This is a genomic window from Streptomyces sp. NPDC043738, from assembly GCF_056436545.1.
The window spans coordinates 203,855-218,564 of sequence record NZ_JBWKCJ010000002.1 but is presented as its reverse complement, the minus strand read 5'-3'; the positions used below and the strand labels follow the sequence as shown (position 1 = coordinate 218,564).

Genomic DNA, 14,710 nt, shown 5'->3' with positions numbered 1-14,710 from the left:
CCCGCCGGCACCCGCCCGGCTCATGACGGTTCGGGACCATCGTCCCGTTTCCTCGGGCTGCTGGGCCCTACTGGCCGGCCCGGCCCGAACGGCAAGGTGGTGACATGCCCACCGACAACTTCCGTGCCGTCGAGCTGCTGGACCGCACCCCCTACGGGCGGGTCTCGGCCAGTCGGCGGGCGCTGCCCTTCACCACCGTCACCCGGCATCTCGTCCTCGACGACGGACGCCTGATGCTGCGGCTGCACCGCGGCTACGACTACCACCAGGCGCTGGACGGCAGCGTGGTCGCGTACGAGGCCGACAACATCAACAGCGGTGCGCCGGACACCTGGTCGGTCCAGTTCACCGGCACCGCCCGGGTCGTCGACCCCACCCCCGCCGAACGCGCGCTCTTCGGCCCCACGCCCCGGCTGGCCGACGGCGTGCCCTTCGACCCGGTCTTCCTGCGCATCGAGCCGGAGTTCGTGACCATGCACCACCTCACCGATGTGCCCGCCTTCCGGCACGCGCACTCTGCGTAAGGCTTTCCGGCACAGCCACTCAGACGGGTGCACTTGATCTAACATCTGGCGCGTGCTGCGCTCATCTGTAGTCCGGCCGGCGGCGACGCCCGCCAGAGACACCCTCGGATCCCTGCTCCGCCACTACACCGGCGCCGGCGCGCCGCTGTCCTGCGAGCCCGTCGCCGAAGGCCTGCTCAACCACGGCTACTTCCTCGCCACCACCGGCGGCCGCTACTTCCTCAAGCACCACCTCGACGGCGACCAGGCCGCCATCAACCGCCAGCACCGCGCCACCCGCCGGCTCGCCGCGCTCGGCCTGCCGGTCGCCCCGCCCGTCGCCGACGCGGACGGCCGCACGGTCACCGTCCTCGACGGCCGCTGCTACGCCCTGCACCCCTGGGTCGAGGGCCGGCACCTCGACGGCGCCGCGCTGACCTGCGGCCAGTCCCGCCGGCTCGGCGCCCTGCTCGGACTCGTGCACACCGCGCTGGAGCAGGTCATGGCGGACGAACCGCACCCCGCGCGGCCGCCCTGCGCGGACGCCGGGGCCGACCCCGCGCGGACCTTCGAGATGATCGACGAACTGCTGGCCCTGGCCCGCGGCGCCCGCCCGCGCACCAGCTTCGACGAACTCGCCGAGCACCGCCTGCTGGAACGCCGGGCGCTGCTGGAGCGGCAGGCGCACCGCCGCCCGGCCCCCGGCGCGGAACCGGCCGCCGGCTGGGTGCACGGCGACTTCCACCCGCTCAATGTGCTCTACCGCGGCCCGGAGCCGACCGCGATCGTCGACTGGGACCGGCTGAGCGTCCAGCCGCGCGCCGAGGAGGCGGTACGCGCCGCCGCGATCTTCTTCGTACGCCCCTGCGGCACGCTGGACCTGGCCAAGGTCGCGGCCTACGCGGGCGCCTACCGCAGCGCCTGCGGGGCCGACGCCGACGAGCTGGCCGCGGCCGTCCACCGGGTGTGGTGGGAGCGGCTGAACGACTTCTGGATGCTCACCTGGCGCTACCAGCTCGGCGACCGCCGCACCGACCCGCAGTTCCCGGCGGCGGCCGCACTGGCCGTGTGGTGGACCCGCGAATACCGCGCCGTACGGGACGCGTTCACCCGCTGAAGCGGGCGACGGGGCAGGTCAGCCGGTCGTACCGAGCGTGGCGCCGCCGTCCGTGCCACTGCCGGCGGTGCTCCCGCCGTCCGTGCCGGCGGTCGTCCCGCCGTCGGCGGTGCCACCGTCCGCGGTGCCGCCGTCGGTGGTGCCACCGTCCGTGGTCCCGCCGTCCGTGGTCCCGCCGGTGGTGTCGGTGGGCGGCTCGGTCGTGGGCTCGTCGGTCGTCGGCGGCGCCGTGGTGGGCTCCTCGGTCGTCGGAGCCGTGGTCGGCTCCTCCGTCTCCGGCTGGGTGTACGTACCGCCGTCGCCGCCGGTGCCACCGGGCTCGGTCTGCGGGGTGGTCGGCTCGTCCGTCGGCGGCTCGGTCGTCTCCTCGTCCTTCGACGGCGACGGCGACTGCGTGGTGGGGGTGTTGTGCTTGGAGTCCGGCTCCTTGGTGTTCTGCAGCGCGAAGGCCACGCCCACCGCGATGGCGATCACCGCGAGCGCCGCGATCAGCCAGACCTTGCCGCGGCCGCCCTTGGCCGGCCGGTGCCCGCCCTCGAACCCGCCGTCGTCCTCGCGCATACGGGACGACAGGATCGGCTGGGCCGTGGTCTGCCCGGCGTCGGGGTGCGGCAGCGCGGTGGTGGCGGCGTTGCCCATGGACGGGGCGAGACCGCCCTCGTGCAGCGCGACCGGGCCGGTGTTCCAGGTGCCGGTGTGCCCGCCCTGCTCCTGCAGCATCTGCAGGGAGTACTGGACCAGGCCGCGCATCTCCTCGGCGGTCTGGAACCGGTCGTCGGGGTCCTTGGCCAGCGAGCGCATGACCAGACCGTCCAGCTCCGGCGGCACCGCGTCGGCCACCTCGGAGGCCGGTACCGGCATGTCCTGGACGTGCTGGTAGACCACCGAGAGCGGGGTCTCGCCGGTGAACGGCGGCCGCAGCGTGAGGAGTTCGTAGAGCAGGCAGCCGGTGGCGTAGAGGTCGGAGCGGGTGTCGACGGTCTTGCCGAGGGCCTGCTCCGGGGAGAGGTACTGGGGCGTACCCATGACCATGCCGGTCTGGGTCATCGTGGACTGGGCGCCGTGCAGGGCGCGGGCGATGCCGAAGTCCATGACCTTCACGGCGCCGCTGTTCGTGATGATCACGTTGGCGGGCTTGATGTCACGGTGCACGATGCCGTGCTGGTGGCTGTAGGCCAGCGCTTCCAGCACCCCGGAGACGATGATCAGCGCCTGGTCCGGCGGCGGGGCGTCGGCGTTGAGCAGCAGATCGCGGATGGTGCGGCCCTCGACCAGCTCCATCACGATGTACGGCACGGTGTTGCCGCCGACCAGGTCCTCGCCGGAGTCGTAGACCGCCACCACCGCGTGGTGGTTCAGTCCGGCCACGGACTGCGCCTCACGCGTGAAGCGGGCCTTGGACACCGGGTCCTCTGCGAGGTCGGCGCGCAGCAGCTTCACGGCGACGGTACGGCCGAGACGTACGTCCTCCGCCGCGAACACCTCTGCCATGCCACCGCGACCCAGCCGTCGCGTGAGCCGGTAGCGGCCGTCGCCGACCAGCCCGCCGTTGCCCCACATCTCCGGTGCGTCGGGGATATTGGAGCCGGTGGCCTCAGGATCGGACGGGCCCTGGGGGCTCTGCGTCGGTGCCATCGGTCCTCGCCGTCGAATCGATCCGCATGAGAGCGGTAAGGTCATCGGTCTTCGCTAGAGCACGCTACAGGCTCCGCGGCACCCGACGGTCCGCCGTGGACCGGCCATCAAACCTGCCGAATGCCTGAAATCGCAAGTTCACCCGAGGTCACCAAGGGTGCAAACGTCTCACCGTCGTGACGGGATCTTGCACATCTGGTCACGGAACGGGCACACGGCTTGACGTGTCCGGGCCCTGGGGCAGACTTGGCTGCGGAATTCCAGATTTTGATCGCTACACGTGCGGGTAGTGGGCCGTGCGCCTAGGGGGAAGCGGAACGATGAGCCAGGACGGCGCTCAGGGCCAATTCGAGGGCCGTTCGGTCGGCGGAGGACGTTACCAGCTTCGTGATCTTCTCGGGGCCGGCGGAATGGCATCCGTGCACCTCGCACATGACACGGTGCTCGACCGCGACGTCGCGATCAAGACCCTGCACACCGAGCTCGGTCGCGAGCAGGCCTTCCGCGAGCGCTTCCGTCGCGAGGCACAGTCCGTGGCGAAGCTCACGCACACCAATATCGTCTCGGTCTTCGACTCCGGTGAGGACGAGCTCGACGGCGGCATGGTGCCGTACATCGTCATGGAGTACGTCGCGGGTCAGCCGCTGCGCTCCGACCTGGACTCCGACATCGCCCAGCATGGCGCGATGCCGACGGAAAAAGCCCTGAAGATCACGGCCGATGTGCTGGCGGCGCTCGAGGTCAGCCACGAGATGGGCCTGGTCCACCGCGACATCAAGCCCGGCAACGTGATGCTGAACAAGCGGGGCGTCGTCAAGGTCATGGACTTCGGCATCGCCCGCGCCATGCAGTCCGGCGTGACGTCCATGACGCAGACCGGCATGGTCGTCGGCACCCCGCAGTACCTGTCGCCCGAGCAGGCGCTGGGCCGCGGCGTGGACGCCCGCTCCGACCTCTACTCCGTCGGCATCATGCTCTTCGAGCTGCTGACCGGCCAGCTGCCGTTCGACGCGGACTCCCCGCTGGCCATCGCCTACGCCCATGTCCAGGAAGAGCCGCCGGTCCCGTCGAGCATCAACCGCTCGCTGCCGCCGGCCGTGGACGCGCTGGTCGCCCGGGCACTGAAGAAGAACCCCAACGAACGCTTCCCCACCGCCGAGGCGATGCGGGACGAGTGCCTGCGGATCGCCGGCTCGGGGCAGTCCGGCGCGACGCCGCTGATCATCGGCGAGGGCCCGCGGGCGCGCACCAGCGGCTCGTCGGTGTCCTCCGCGGTGTTCCCCACGGCGTCCGGCAATCCCCAGACCCCGGTGCCGCCGAGCGTCCAGCAGCCCTACCAGCCGACGCAGGCGGCCGGCTTTGGTCCGTCGACGCCCCCGCCGGCGCCGAACAACGCCTACCCGACCCCGGCGCCCGGCCCCGCCCCGGCGCCGTTCAACGCCGGCGGCTTCCAGGCCCCGCCGCCCTACACCCCGCCGCCCGTGACGGCCTCGATGCCGACGGCCGGCAACCCCGCCAACCGGAAGAACAACACCCCGGTGATCGTGGTCTCGGCGATCGTCGGTGTGATCGTCGTCACCGCGATAGCGATCGGCATCGGTCTGAGCGCCGGCTCCAGTGACGACAACGGCGGTGACTCCCCGACGTCGACCTACACGCCGTACTCCTACACCCCCTCGCCCAGCGAGAGCGTCCGGCCCGAGGACAAGACGGCGACGATCCTGACGTCCCAGTGCACCAGCCCGACCAAGAGCTACTCGGACAAGAACAAGATCCTCATCCCCTCGTTCCGCTTCAAGAACCTGGACTCGGTGAAGAAGTGCATCGAGGCCGCCGGCTGGAAGTGGAAGATCGTCGGGCAGGAGGACAGCTCGATCTGGGGCAAGAACACCGTCACGCAGCAGAAGCCGGACGCCATCAGCTGGTGGTACCCCAGCAAGGACGACACCATCGAGCTGACCATCTCGACCGGTCGCAGCGGCTGACGCCACGGGGCTCACGGCCCGCGGACAGACAAACCGAAGGGGCCGGCACGCGGACTGCGTGCCGGCCCCTTCGGCCGTTGATCAGAGGTACGGGCCCGAGCGGGCGCCGCCGTGACCGGGCTTGCCGTCATCGCCCTCCAGGGGTGCTACACCGGGCGGCAGCGCACGGCGCATCTGCTCCAGCTGGGCACGGGCCGCCATCTGCTGGGCGAACAGTGCGGTCTGAATGCCGTGGAAGAGGCCCTCCAGCCAACCCACCAGCTGAGCCTGGGCGATCCGCAGCTCCGCCTCCGTCGGCACCGACTCATCGGTGAACGGCAGCGACAGCCGCTCCAGCTCCTCGACGAGCTCGGGCGCCAGCCCGTCCTCCAGCTCCTTGACCGAGCTGGCGTGGATCTCCTTGAGCCGGACCCGGCTGGCCTCGTCCAGAGGAGCGGCCTTCACCTCCTCCAACAGCTGCTTGATCATGCTGCCGATGCGCATGACCTTCGCAGGCTGTTCGACCATGTCCGTCACCGGGACCTCGCGGGGCTCCTCGCCGTCGGAGCCGGCAGCGCCGAGGGCCATGCCGTCCGGGCCGACAACCAGGACGTGTGGGTTCTCCTGCGACCGTTCGTTCATCGGCATATCCATGCCGCCATTCTCTCGTACGGAGGCTTATGAACGGTGGTGCCCCCGGGAGAAGGTGATCCACCACTCCCCACGATTCCGACAGCCGCTGTTTCACGTGAAACCACGGTTTTCCCGCCGTTTCACGTGAAACGTTCCGAAGGGGCGCTCTGTTTCACGTGAAACGGAGCAAGATCAGCGCCGGCGCAGTCGCAGGCCGAGAAAGGCCAGGCCCAGGCCGGTCAGCGCAAGGCCGGCGCCCATCGGGAGAACCCGCTCCACCGGTTCCTGCGGGGCCTCCAGCGCGTACGGATTCGCCGTCGCGGCCGACTCGTCATCCGTGCTTCCCGGCATGGGAGTCCCGTTCTTCTGCCGGGCGGTCGGCTTGGGATGCGGCGAGAACGCCTCGTATCGGCGCTCGCTCGGCCGCTCCGGGGTCTTGCGCCGCGGGGGCGAGGGCCGGGCCGAGGGGGAGCCGGCACGGGGTTCGGCCCCCGAACGCGCACGGCGCTTCGGCGACGGGGCGTGCCGGCCGGGGCGGGCGTGGGCACGGTCGCTGCCCCGCGGGCCCGCCGGTCGCGCGGACCGGTGGCCGCCGGAGCGCGGGGACTCTTCGTCGCCGCGTACGGTCGCGAAGCGCGGCAGGTCCGGTACCACGAAACCGGGCCCGAACGGGTGATGCAGGTGGTGACGCCACCGTCCGTACCCGAAGTGGTGGTGCGACGGCAGGTGCGGCAGCGCCGCCAGGAAGTCCGGCAGACGGGGGAAGTCGTCCGGCAGCTCGGGAAAGCGCATCGCGGCCCCCGGGTGACCGGCGTGGCCACGGCTCGCTCCGCTCCTCCCGTGGGACAACGAGAGATCGCTCAAGTGGTCGCCGGGCCCGAAATCCTCGGGTGCGAAATCCTCGGGGCCGAGGATCTCAGGTACGTAGTCGTCGGGCAGATCGCCCGGGTGAGCGAGCTTCGGGGGGTGGTCGGCCGGTGTGGCCTGCCGGTCCGAGGCCGCCGCGGGAGTGGTCCCCGCCGGGACGGGCAGGACGACGGCGGCGACCAACAGACCGGTGGCGATGCGCGATCGGAAACCTGGAGCGACCACAGTGCCCCTCCCGTGCCGAGCCGTCGGGTGACCTGCCCAGCGTCACATGTGATCAGATTCACGGCATCTCGAGACTGTCGGCGGGGGGGAGCCGCCGCCGTGCGGGAGGGGCGGGCGCAGGCGGCGGGCGGCGACGGCTCAGACCGTCAGCACGACCTTCCCCACGTGCACGCTCGCGTCCACGACGCGGTGCGCCTCGGCGGCCTCCGCCATCGGAAGCGTCCGGTCGACGATCGCGCGGACCTGGCCGTTGCCGATCAGCGGCCAGACATGCTCACGCACGGCGGCGACGATGGCCGCCTTCTCGTTCAGCGGGCGGGCCCGCAATCCGGCGCCGGTGATCGCGGCGCGCTTGGCCATCAGCGCGGCGAGATTCAGCTCCGCCTTCACCCCGCCCTGCAGCCCGATGATCGCCAGTCGTCCGCTGACGGCCAGTGCCTTGACGTTCCGCTGCAAATACTTCGCGCCGATGATGTCGAGGATGACGTCCGCGCCCTTGCCGTCGGTGGCCTTGCGGATCTCCTGGACGAAGTCCTGCTCGCGGTAGTCGATGAGGATGTCCGCGCCCAGCTCGGCGCAGCGGGCGAGCTTCTCGGGGCCGCCGGCGGTGACCGCGACCCGCGCTCCGACCGCCTTGGCGAGCTGGATCGCCATCGTGCCGATGCCGCTGGCGCCGCCATGGACCAGCAGCGTCTCACCGGGCCGCAGGTGGGCGATCATGAAGACGTTCGACCAGACCGTGCAGGTCACCTCGGGCAGCGCGGCGGCGGTGACCAGGTCCAGGCCGGTCGGCAGCGGCAGCACCTGGCCGGCCGGGACGGCGACCTTCTCCGCGTAGCCGCCGCCCGCCAGCAGCGCGCACACCTCGTCGCCGACGGCCCAGCCGTGCACGCCGGGGCCGATCGCGACGATCCGCCCCGAGCACTCCAGCCCGGGGTACGGGGAGGAGCCGGGTGGCGGATCGTAGAAGCCCTGACGCTGCAGCAGATCGGCACGGTTCACGGCGCTGGCCGCGACCTCGATCAGGACCTCGCCCTCGGCGGGCAGCGGATCGGGAACTTCCGCCCAGACAAGTGCTTCGGGGCCACCGGGCTCCGGGATAGTGATCGCTCGCATGGGCGCGAGGCTACTCGCCGTCCGCGCGCGGAGCGACGGTGCGGGGGCCGCCGGCTACGGCCGGGGCGGCCTCCCCCGCCCACGGAGTCCGGTTATTCATCCGCCCGGCGCATCGGGGAGACGCTGGTGCCGGGGAGCGTCGGCTTCATGGTCTGCTTGCCGGGCAGGTCCGGCTCCTCCGTCGGCGCCGCGCGGACGATGGTGATCAGGCGGTCCGTGCTCTGCAGCGGGCTGGCCTCCGGATCGTCGTAGCCCAGGAGCCGGTGGCCGCGCAGTACGGACACGACGAGGTCGTCGGTCTCCCGTACCGACTTGCCGACCTCGGCCTTCACCACGGGGCGTTCGACCAGGTCGAGGCCGCTGCCCTGCTGGATCAGGTCCTCCATGACGGTGCCCGCGCTGGGGCTGTGGACGGACAGGCCCAGCAGCCGGCCGGCCGCGCTGGCCGAGGTGATCACGGCGTCGGCGCCGGACTGGCGCAGCAGCGGGGCGTTCTCCTCCTCCCGCACCGCCGCGACGATATTGGCCTTCTTGTTGAGCTGACGCGCGGTCAAGGACACCAGCACGGCGGTGTCATCGCGCTGGGTGGCGATGACGACCTGGTGCGCGCGCTGGATCTCGGCCCGCATCAGCACATCGCTGCGGGTCGCGTCGCCGACCACCCCGGCGAAGCCCTCGGCCACCGCCGCCTCGATCACCTTGGAGCTGGGGTCGACGATGACGATGCGGTCGCGGCTCAGCCCCGTCGCACGAAGGGTCTGGACGGCGGAGCGGCCCTTGGTCCCGAAGCCGACGATGACGGTGTGGTCGCGCAAGGCGTTTCTCCAGCTTTTTGACGAACGTAACCTGAGTCCATGGACAACGAGCTTGTACAGCGGGCCCGTTGGGGTGCTCTCAAGGGACAGAACTGGGCCGGCCTCGTCCGTCTGTCCTTCGAGGCCGACGAGGTGCCCACCACTACCGAGAACGACGCTACCGACAACACAGAGGCCAGGCCCGCCTTCCGCCCCATGACCGGACGGGATGTCAAGGGCCGCGACACTCCCTGACCGGGACATAAACAAAAGCCTGATCCCCGAGGATGGCCGTATGCCTTACGCACGGACGTCTACAGCGCTGGCGGCACAAGAGGGGCCGACCTCATGAGCGAAGAGCAGCGGCCGCCCCGCAGGCCCGGAAAGGTCTCCATCCTCCGCTCGCTGTGGTCGCGTTCACGCGCCCAGACCAGGGAGGACGCCGAGGACGGCCGGTCCGTCGTCATGCCCGTACAAGGCGTGAGGCCGCCACTTCAACAAGTTCTGCGCCGGCTCGTCATGGCCCTTCTGGTGCTGGCGTTCACGACGTTCATCGTGTGGATCGATCGCGCCGGGTATCACGACAACGCCGGCGGGCCCGTTGGTCTGCTCGACTCGGCGTACTACGCGACAGTGACCCTTTCGACCACGGGTTACGGGGACATCACCCCGGTCAGCGATGCTGCGCGGCTGACCAACATCTTCGTCATCACGCCGCTGCGCGTCCTGTTCCTGATCATCTTGGTCGGCACCACTCTGGAAGTGCTCACCGAGCGCACCCGGCAACAGGTACGGGTTCATCGGTGGCGGTCCCGCATGCGGGATCACGTCGTGGTCGTCGGGTACGGGACGAAGGGCCGCCACGCCGCCCAGAGCTTGATCGGCCAGGGCGTCTCGAAGCAGAAGATCGTCGTGGTCGACCCTCAGAAGCAGACGCTGGACGCCGCGAGCAATGACGGGCTCGTGGGCATCCTTGGGGATGCGACGCGTTCGGACACCCTGCGCAGGGCCGAACTGCACCGGGCGTCGAAAGTGGTCGTCGCCACCCACCGGGACGAGACCGCCGCCCTGGTGACGCTCACCGCGCGCCAGATCAACAAGCGCGCCTCCATCGTGGTGGCGGTCCGGGAGGACGAGAACATCCCCCTGCTGAAACAGAGCGGTGCCGACGCCGTCATCACGAGTTCCAGCTCCGCGGGCCGGCTGCTCGGTGTGGCGGTGGCCAGCCCCAGCGCGGGCGCGGTCCTGGAACGCCTCATGACCTACGGCAGCGACCTGGATCTCACCGAACGTCCCGTGTCGGCGGCCGAGGCGGGGAAGTCGCCCCGTGAATGCAGTGACCTGGTCGTGGCCGTCGTACGCGGGGGCAAGGTGCTGGACTACACCGAGCCGGAAGCCGCGAAGCTCCAGCTCACGGACCGGCTCATCACCATTCAGCGGGCACCGGCCGGGGAGCGCGCGGACTGAATCCCTGACATCGCAGGAGGGCGGGCAGCACTACGCCTTACGGCCCTAAACAGTCGGCCAGTTGAACCTGAGGGCAGGCAGGGCGGCGCGGGCCAGTGGTTAGCGTGGGGCCATGGCTTTTGACGAGGTGCTGGCGGAGCGGGTCAAGGAGCGGCTGGAGCCGGAGGGGGTGACCGCGAAGAAGATGTTCGGCGGGCTCACCTTCCTCCTGAACGGCAACGCGCTGGCGAACCTGTACGAAGAGGGGCTGATGGTGCGCGTCGGGCCCGACGGGATGGATGAGGCCCTGTCCCGCCCCGGCACCAAGCAGCTGGTGTTCCGTGGCAAGGAGCAGAACGGCTGGGTGGTCCTGGCGGAGGAAACCCTCGACGATGACGTCCTGGACGACTGGCTGAAGTGGGCGATGGAGGTCACCGCGGAGCTTCCGCCCAAGTAGCCCGGCCCGCCCGAGCGCCTGCGTCGCCGAGGACCAGTGCTCATCGGCCTCCAGCGCCGTCAGCGCTCCCGCCGTCCCCCTCCTCCTCACCGCCGCTGCTGTCCTCCTGCCGGGTAAGGGCACGGGCGGCGCGCAGCAGGCGGTCGCCCCACTGCTTCAGGTACGGGGCGAGTTCGGGGGTGCCGTCGATCGTGTCGTCGGAGCCGAGGTCGATGCCTAGGAGCTGCTCGGCGATGTGGCGGGGGTCGTCGGCGGCCAGGTCGAGGGTGCTGGTGTGGTCGTCGATCGGGTGCACGCGGCCGGGCAGGGACCAGGTACGGGCGCGCACGGTGGCGGCGTCGGCCGGGACGGTGGCGTGGAAGGTGTAGCGGGCGGGGGCGGCGGCCAGACGCTCGGCGACGTACGCGGCGGCGTCCGGGGCGGGCAGCTCGCGGGGCGTGATGCGGTGGCCGGTGGGGGCCGGGTCGGTGAGACGGTCCACGCGGAACAGTCGCCATTGCTCGTGTTCGGTGTCGTAGGCGACGAGGTACCAGACGGGGTCGGCAGCGACCAGCGCGTACGGCTCCACACGGCGCTGCCCGGTGTCGCCGCTGCTGGTGCGGTAGGTGAAGGTGACGATCTCGTGGTCGCGGCAGGCAGCGGCCAGGGTGGCGAGGGTGGAGGGATCGGCGGTGGGGCCGGTGCTCCAGGGCAACGGGAGCGGGGCGGCAGTGCTCTGGAACGCGGTGACCTGGTGGCGCAGCCGGACGGGCAGGACTTGTTCCAGCTTGGCCAGGGCGCGCGCGGCGGTCTCCTCGATGCCGGCGACGCCGCTGGTGGCGGTGCGCAGGGCGACGGCGATGGCGACCGCCTCTTCGTCGTCCAACAAAAGCGGGGGCAGGTCGGCGCCGGAGGTGAGGCGGTAGCCGCCGGCCTGACCGGTGGTGCCCTCGACGGGATAGCCGAGCGCGCGCAGCCGGTCGATGTCGCGGCGGATGGTGCGCAGAGTGACCCCCAGCCGTCCGGCGAGTTCGTCGCCGGTCCAGGTGCGGCGCGTCTGGAGCAGGGAGAGCAGGCGCAGCATGCGGCCGGGCAGGTCCTGGGTCATGTTTCCAGGCTGCCAGGGGTTAGTGACGTGTGCTGTCCTAAAGGGGCTCTACCGTCGAAAACGTCCAAGCGTCGAGGGGCCGCCTCGGCGGGCGGCAGCAGCCACTCCACTGTGAGAGGACGGCGGCTGTCCCAGCCCGCGGCACCTCGCCGACGAAGAACGCACGTCCTCACCGAGCGTGAAATCCGACGTGCCCCGCACAACGGGAGAGAACATGATCACTGGAGTGAACACGGCCGTGGTCTGGGTGCTGGACCAGGACTCGGCCAAGACCTTCTTCACCGAGAAGCTCGGCCTGGAGGCGCGCGTGGATGTGCCGTTCGGCGAGGGCGTGCGCTGGGTCGCCGTCGGCCCCGAGAACCAGCCGGAGCTGCAGCTCAGCCTGATGGTTCCGGGAGCGCCGGCGCAGGATGCGGAGTCCGCCGAGCAGCTCAGGTCGCTGCTCGCCAAGGGTGCGCTCGTCGGCTGCACGTTCACCGTCGAGGACTGCCAGGCGGCCGTCAAGGAGCTGTCGGCGCGGGGGGTGGCCTTCCTCCAGGAGCCGCAGCCGAAGCCGTGGGGTGTCTCCGCGACCTTCCGCGACGACTCCGGGACCTGCCACGAACTCCTGCAGCCGCACAACTAGCGCGACGCGGCAGCGGGCGAGACCCCCGATCGTCCCGCTGCCGGAAGGTCTGCTAGGCGTATTTGCCCAGGTCGCTCGCGCGGAGGGCCACGTTGTCGTTGATCCCGATGGTGTAGCCGTCGGGGTCACGGAAGTAGAACTCGCGTTGGCCGTTGTGGTCGGTGACTGGGTCCTTGACGATCTCGGCGTGCTGGGCGATGTGGGCGTGGACGGCGTCGAAGTCGTCGACGCCGAGGTAGAACATGCCGGCGAAGCCGATGGGGGTGTCGGCCAGGACAGGAAGCCAGTTCTTCAGGTCCGCGTTGGCGTAGAGCATCGCGGTGAACTCGCCCTTGTACAGAAGCATGTGGAGGTCGTCGCCGGGGCGGGAAGTGCTGGAATCCACAACGAAGCCGAGCCTCTTGTAGAACTCGATACTGGCAGCGGTGTCCTTGACGCTCAGACACGGGACGAACGGCATGCTCTGTCTCCTCCGCATGGATCGGGCCCGCCGATTGCCGGTCAGGGTGCTGTGTTCCATGTCGGTCTAGTGACCGGTGCCCGGCAACCTGACCAGGGCCGATCGGATGATTTCGGCGGGGTGCTGTCTTCCGCGCAGTGACACGTGCTCGAACCGTCATGCAGCCGGAGCCGGGCCGCCTCGAGACCGGTCCCACCCCTTACCAGCACGGAGCTGGGGTACCTCCACGAAGCCTCGGCTCCAGCGTTTCCCTCGCCACTGCTCGCGGGTCCGCTCGGTCAGCACTCCAGTGTGGTGCCGACCTTCACGCGGCGCCTCCAGTGGGTTCGTGCGGGGCCCCGGGGCCGGTCCGGTCCGTTGTCGAGTCGGCCGACCAGTCCGTCGACCAGCCCGCCGACCAGGGAAGTTCCAGTAGTTCGAGTTCGGTGCCGGGCTCCGCGCCACCGGGTGGGACGACGGCCAGCGCCTCGGCGGCGGCGATCCCGCGCAGCATGGCGGGGCCGTGGAAACGCAGCGGCTCCACCAGCAGGCCCCGGTGTGCGTCGTCCCGGTAGACGACCGGAACGAGGCGGGTGTCCCGCGGATGCCCCTGGACGGCGGCGCTCACCGGCGTGCGGTACGTGGCCGCCGGGCGGCGGCCGGAGAGCGTCCGCAGCAGCGGCTCGGCGAGCGTGCACAGGCCGGAGACGGCGGCGAGGGGGTTGCCGGGCAGGCCGACGAGGTGCCGCCCCGGGGCGAGCCGGGCGAGCAGCATGGGGTGGCCGGGGCGCACCGCCACGCCGTCCACCAGCAGCTCGGCGCCCAGGCCGCGCAGCGCGGGGTGCAGATGGTCGACCGGGCCGGACGCGGTACCGCCGGTGGTGATCACCACATCGGCGGTGGACTCGGCGATGGCCGCGTACAGCGCGTCGGCGTCATCGGCGAGATGGCGCGGCGCGGCCGCCTCGACGCCCAGCGCACGCAGCCAGGGGGCGAGCATCGGGCCGAGCGCGTCCCGGATCCGGCCCTCCCGGGGCAGTCCGCTCTCCAGCAGCTCATCACCCAGGACGAGGACTTCGGCCCGCGGCCGGGGGTAGGCGGTCAGCTCGTCGTAGCCGGCGGCCGCGGCCAGGCCGAGGACGGCCGGAGTGACCAGGGCCCCGGCGGGCAGGAGTTGGTCGCCGCGGCGGCACTCCTGGCCTCGGGGGCGGATGTCCTGGCCGGGCGGCGCGGGCCGGGGCGCGTACAGCCGCAGCCCGCCGTCGCCCAGCCGGCGGACCTCGCCGTGCTCGCTGCGCAACACCGCGGTGGCTCCGGCCGGGATGCGCGCGCCGGTCGCGATCGGGATCGCATGGCCGTCGGGAAGCGCCTCGGTGGGGGCGTGACCTGCGAGGATTCCGTGATGCGGGCCGGTTGTGGCCTCGTCGGCGGGGTGGTCGACACGCCAGGGCCCGGGGCCGGAGACCGCCCAGCCGTCCATCGCCGAGGTGTCGAACGACGGCAGGTCGGTGAGCGCGGCCAGCGGCGCGGCGAGCGTACGGCCCAGCGCGGCGCCGAGCGCCGTCGTGGTGGGCGGGGGCGGGCCGGACACGGCGTGCGCCGCGATCCGGCGGGCGGTGTCCCAGGGCAGGTCGCCCGGAGTACGCCGGGGTGACGACTCCTCGGGGCCGGCCGGGCCGCAGTGGTGGTCTGCGCCGGTGCCGCGGCCCTTGGCGGCGGATGCGCGGGCGTCGTCGGGCGGGGTGCCCGCGCATCCGCCGGTTGCCCGTGCTTTCGGTTCCCCCTCTTCGTGGACGTCCTTT

The 14,710-nt window shown here is 71.3% G+C and carries 14 protein-coding genes and 1 pseudogene; 7 read left to right on the top strand and 8 right to left on the bottom strand.

From position 1 onward, the window contains the following. Positions 1-104: 104 nt before the first annotated feature. The gene (locus tag AC0680_RS04115) at positions 105-524 is read left to right on the top strand and encodes a pyridoxamine 5'-phosphate oxidase family protein (protein ID WP_478624713.1); all 420 of its coding nucleotides are present in this window, start codon (positions 105-107) and stop codon (positions 522-524) included. Positions 525-576: 52 nt separating this feature from the next. Then, positions 577-1,620: a phosphotransferase gene (locus AC0680_RS04110; RefSeq protein ID WP_384424171.1), complete on the top strand. Its 1,044-nt coding sequence runs from the start codon at positions 577-579 to the stop codon at positions 1,618-1,620. Positions 1,621-1,638: 18 nt separating this feature from the next. Here the strand turns inward: AC0680_RS04110 and AC0680_RS04105 are convergent, their stop codons facing one another. After that, entirely contained in the window at positions 1,639-3,255 is a 1,617-nt protein-coding gene (locus tag AC0680_RS04105) for a protein kinase domain-containing protein (RefSeq protein WP_478624711.1), read from the bottom strand. A 320-nt stretch (positions 3,256-3,575) separates the two neighbouring features. On the opposite strand from AC0680_RS04105, the gene AC0680_RS04100 reads away from it, so the two are divergent. After that, positions 3,576-5,240 carry a protein kinase domain-containing protein gene (locus AC0680_RS04100; protein WP_478624709.1) on the top strand — a complete coding sequence of 555 codons (1,665 nt, stop codon included), beginning with the start codon at positions 3,576-3,578 and terminating at the stop codon, positions 5,238-5,240. An 81-nt stretch (positions 5,241-5,321) separates the two neighbouring features. On the opposite strand, the gene AC0680_RS04095 is transcribed toward AC0680_RS04100, so the two are convergent. From AC0680_RS04095 to AC0680_RS04080, 4 genes and pseudogenes are all read right to left on the bottom strand, one after another. Next, entirely contained in the window at positions 5,322-5,873 is a 552-nt protein-coding gene (locus AC0680_RS04095) for a bacterial proteasome activator family protein (RefSeq protein ID WP_478624707.1), read from the bottom strand. Between the two features lie 171 nt (positions 5,874-6,044). Continuing rightward, positions 6,045-6,944, bottom strand: coding sequence for a hypothetical protein (locus AC0680_RS04090; RefSeq protein ID WP_478624705.1), 900 nt, complete (start codon positions 6,942-6,944; stop codon positions 6,045-6,047). Positions 6,945-7,082: 138 nt separating this feature from the next. Continuing rightward, complete coding sequence (locus AC0680_RS04085) at positions 7,083-8,060, bottom strand: NAD(P)H-quinone oxidoreductase (protein WP_384484635.1); 978 nt, start codon at positions 8,058-8,060, stop codon at positions 7,083-7,085. Positions 8,061-8,152: 92 nt separating this feature from the next. Then, a pseudogene (locus tag AC0680_RS04080) lies at positions 8,153-8,893 on the bottom strand (potassium channel family protein); the annotation flags it as partial. A 21-nt stretch (positions 8,894-8,914) separates the two neighbouring features. Here AC0680_RS04080 and AC0680_RS04075 point away from each other — a divergent pair. The 3 genes from AC0680_RS04075 to AC0680_RS04065 all read left to right on the top strand — a co-directional run bounded on the left by AC0680_RS04075 (position 8,915) and on the right by AC0680_RS04065 (position 10,757). Continuing rightward, the gene (locus AC0680_RS04075; protein ID WP_478625109.1) at positions 8,915-9,109 is read left to right on the top strand and encodes a hypothetical protein; all 195 of its coding nucleotides are present in this window, start codon (positions 8,915-8,917) and stop codon (positions 9,107-9,109) included. Positions 9,110-9,202: 93 nt separating this feature from the next. Further along, positions 9,203-10,321, top strand: coding sequence for a potassium channel family protein (locus AC0680_RS04070; protein ID WP_478624704.1), 1,119 nt, complete (start codon positions 9,203-9,205; stop codon positions 10,319-10,321). 112 nt (positions 10,322-10,433) lie between these two features. After that, entirely contained in the window at positions 10,434-10,757 is a 324-nt protein-coding gene (locus AC0680_RS04065; RefSeq protein ID WP_478624702.1) for a TfoX/Sxy family protein, read from the top strand. A 40-nt stretch (positions 10,758-10,797) separates the two neighbouring features. On the opposite strand, the gene AC0680_RS04060 is transcribed toward AC0680_RS04065, so the two are convergent. Then, on the bottom strand, positions 10,798-11,844 hold the full coding sequence (locus tag AC0680_RS04060; RefSeq protein WP_478624700.1) for a helix-turn-helix transcriptional regulator: 1,047 nt from the start codon (positions 11,842-11,844) through the stop codon (positions 10,798-10,800). A gap of 214 nt (positions 11,845-12,058) precedes the next feature. On the opposite strand from AC0680_RS04060, the gene AC0680_RS04055 reads away from it, so the two are divergent. After that, a complete protein-coding gene (locus tag AC0680_RS04055; protein WP_478624698.1) occupies positions 12,059-12,469 on the top strand; it encodes a VOC family protein in 411 nt (136 codons plus the stop codon). A gap of 52 nt (positions 12,470-12,521) precedes the next feature. On the opposite strand, the gene AC0680_RS04050 is transcribed toward AC0680_RS04055, so the two are convergent. Beyond that, positions 12,522-12,929, bottom strand: a complete 408-nt coding sequence (locus tag AC0680_RS04050; RefSeq protein ID WP_478624697.1) for a VOC family protein — start codon at positions 12,927-12,929, stop codon at positions 12,522-12,524. Between the two features lie 304 nt (positions 12,930-13,233). Continuing rightward, positions 13,234-14,710 (bottom strand): molybdopterin molybdotransferase MoeA (locus tag AC0680_RS04045; protein WP_478624696.1); only part of this gene is annotated, 1,477 nt, incomplete at its 5' end.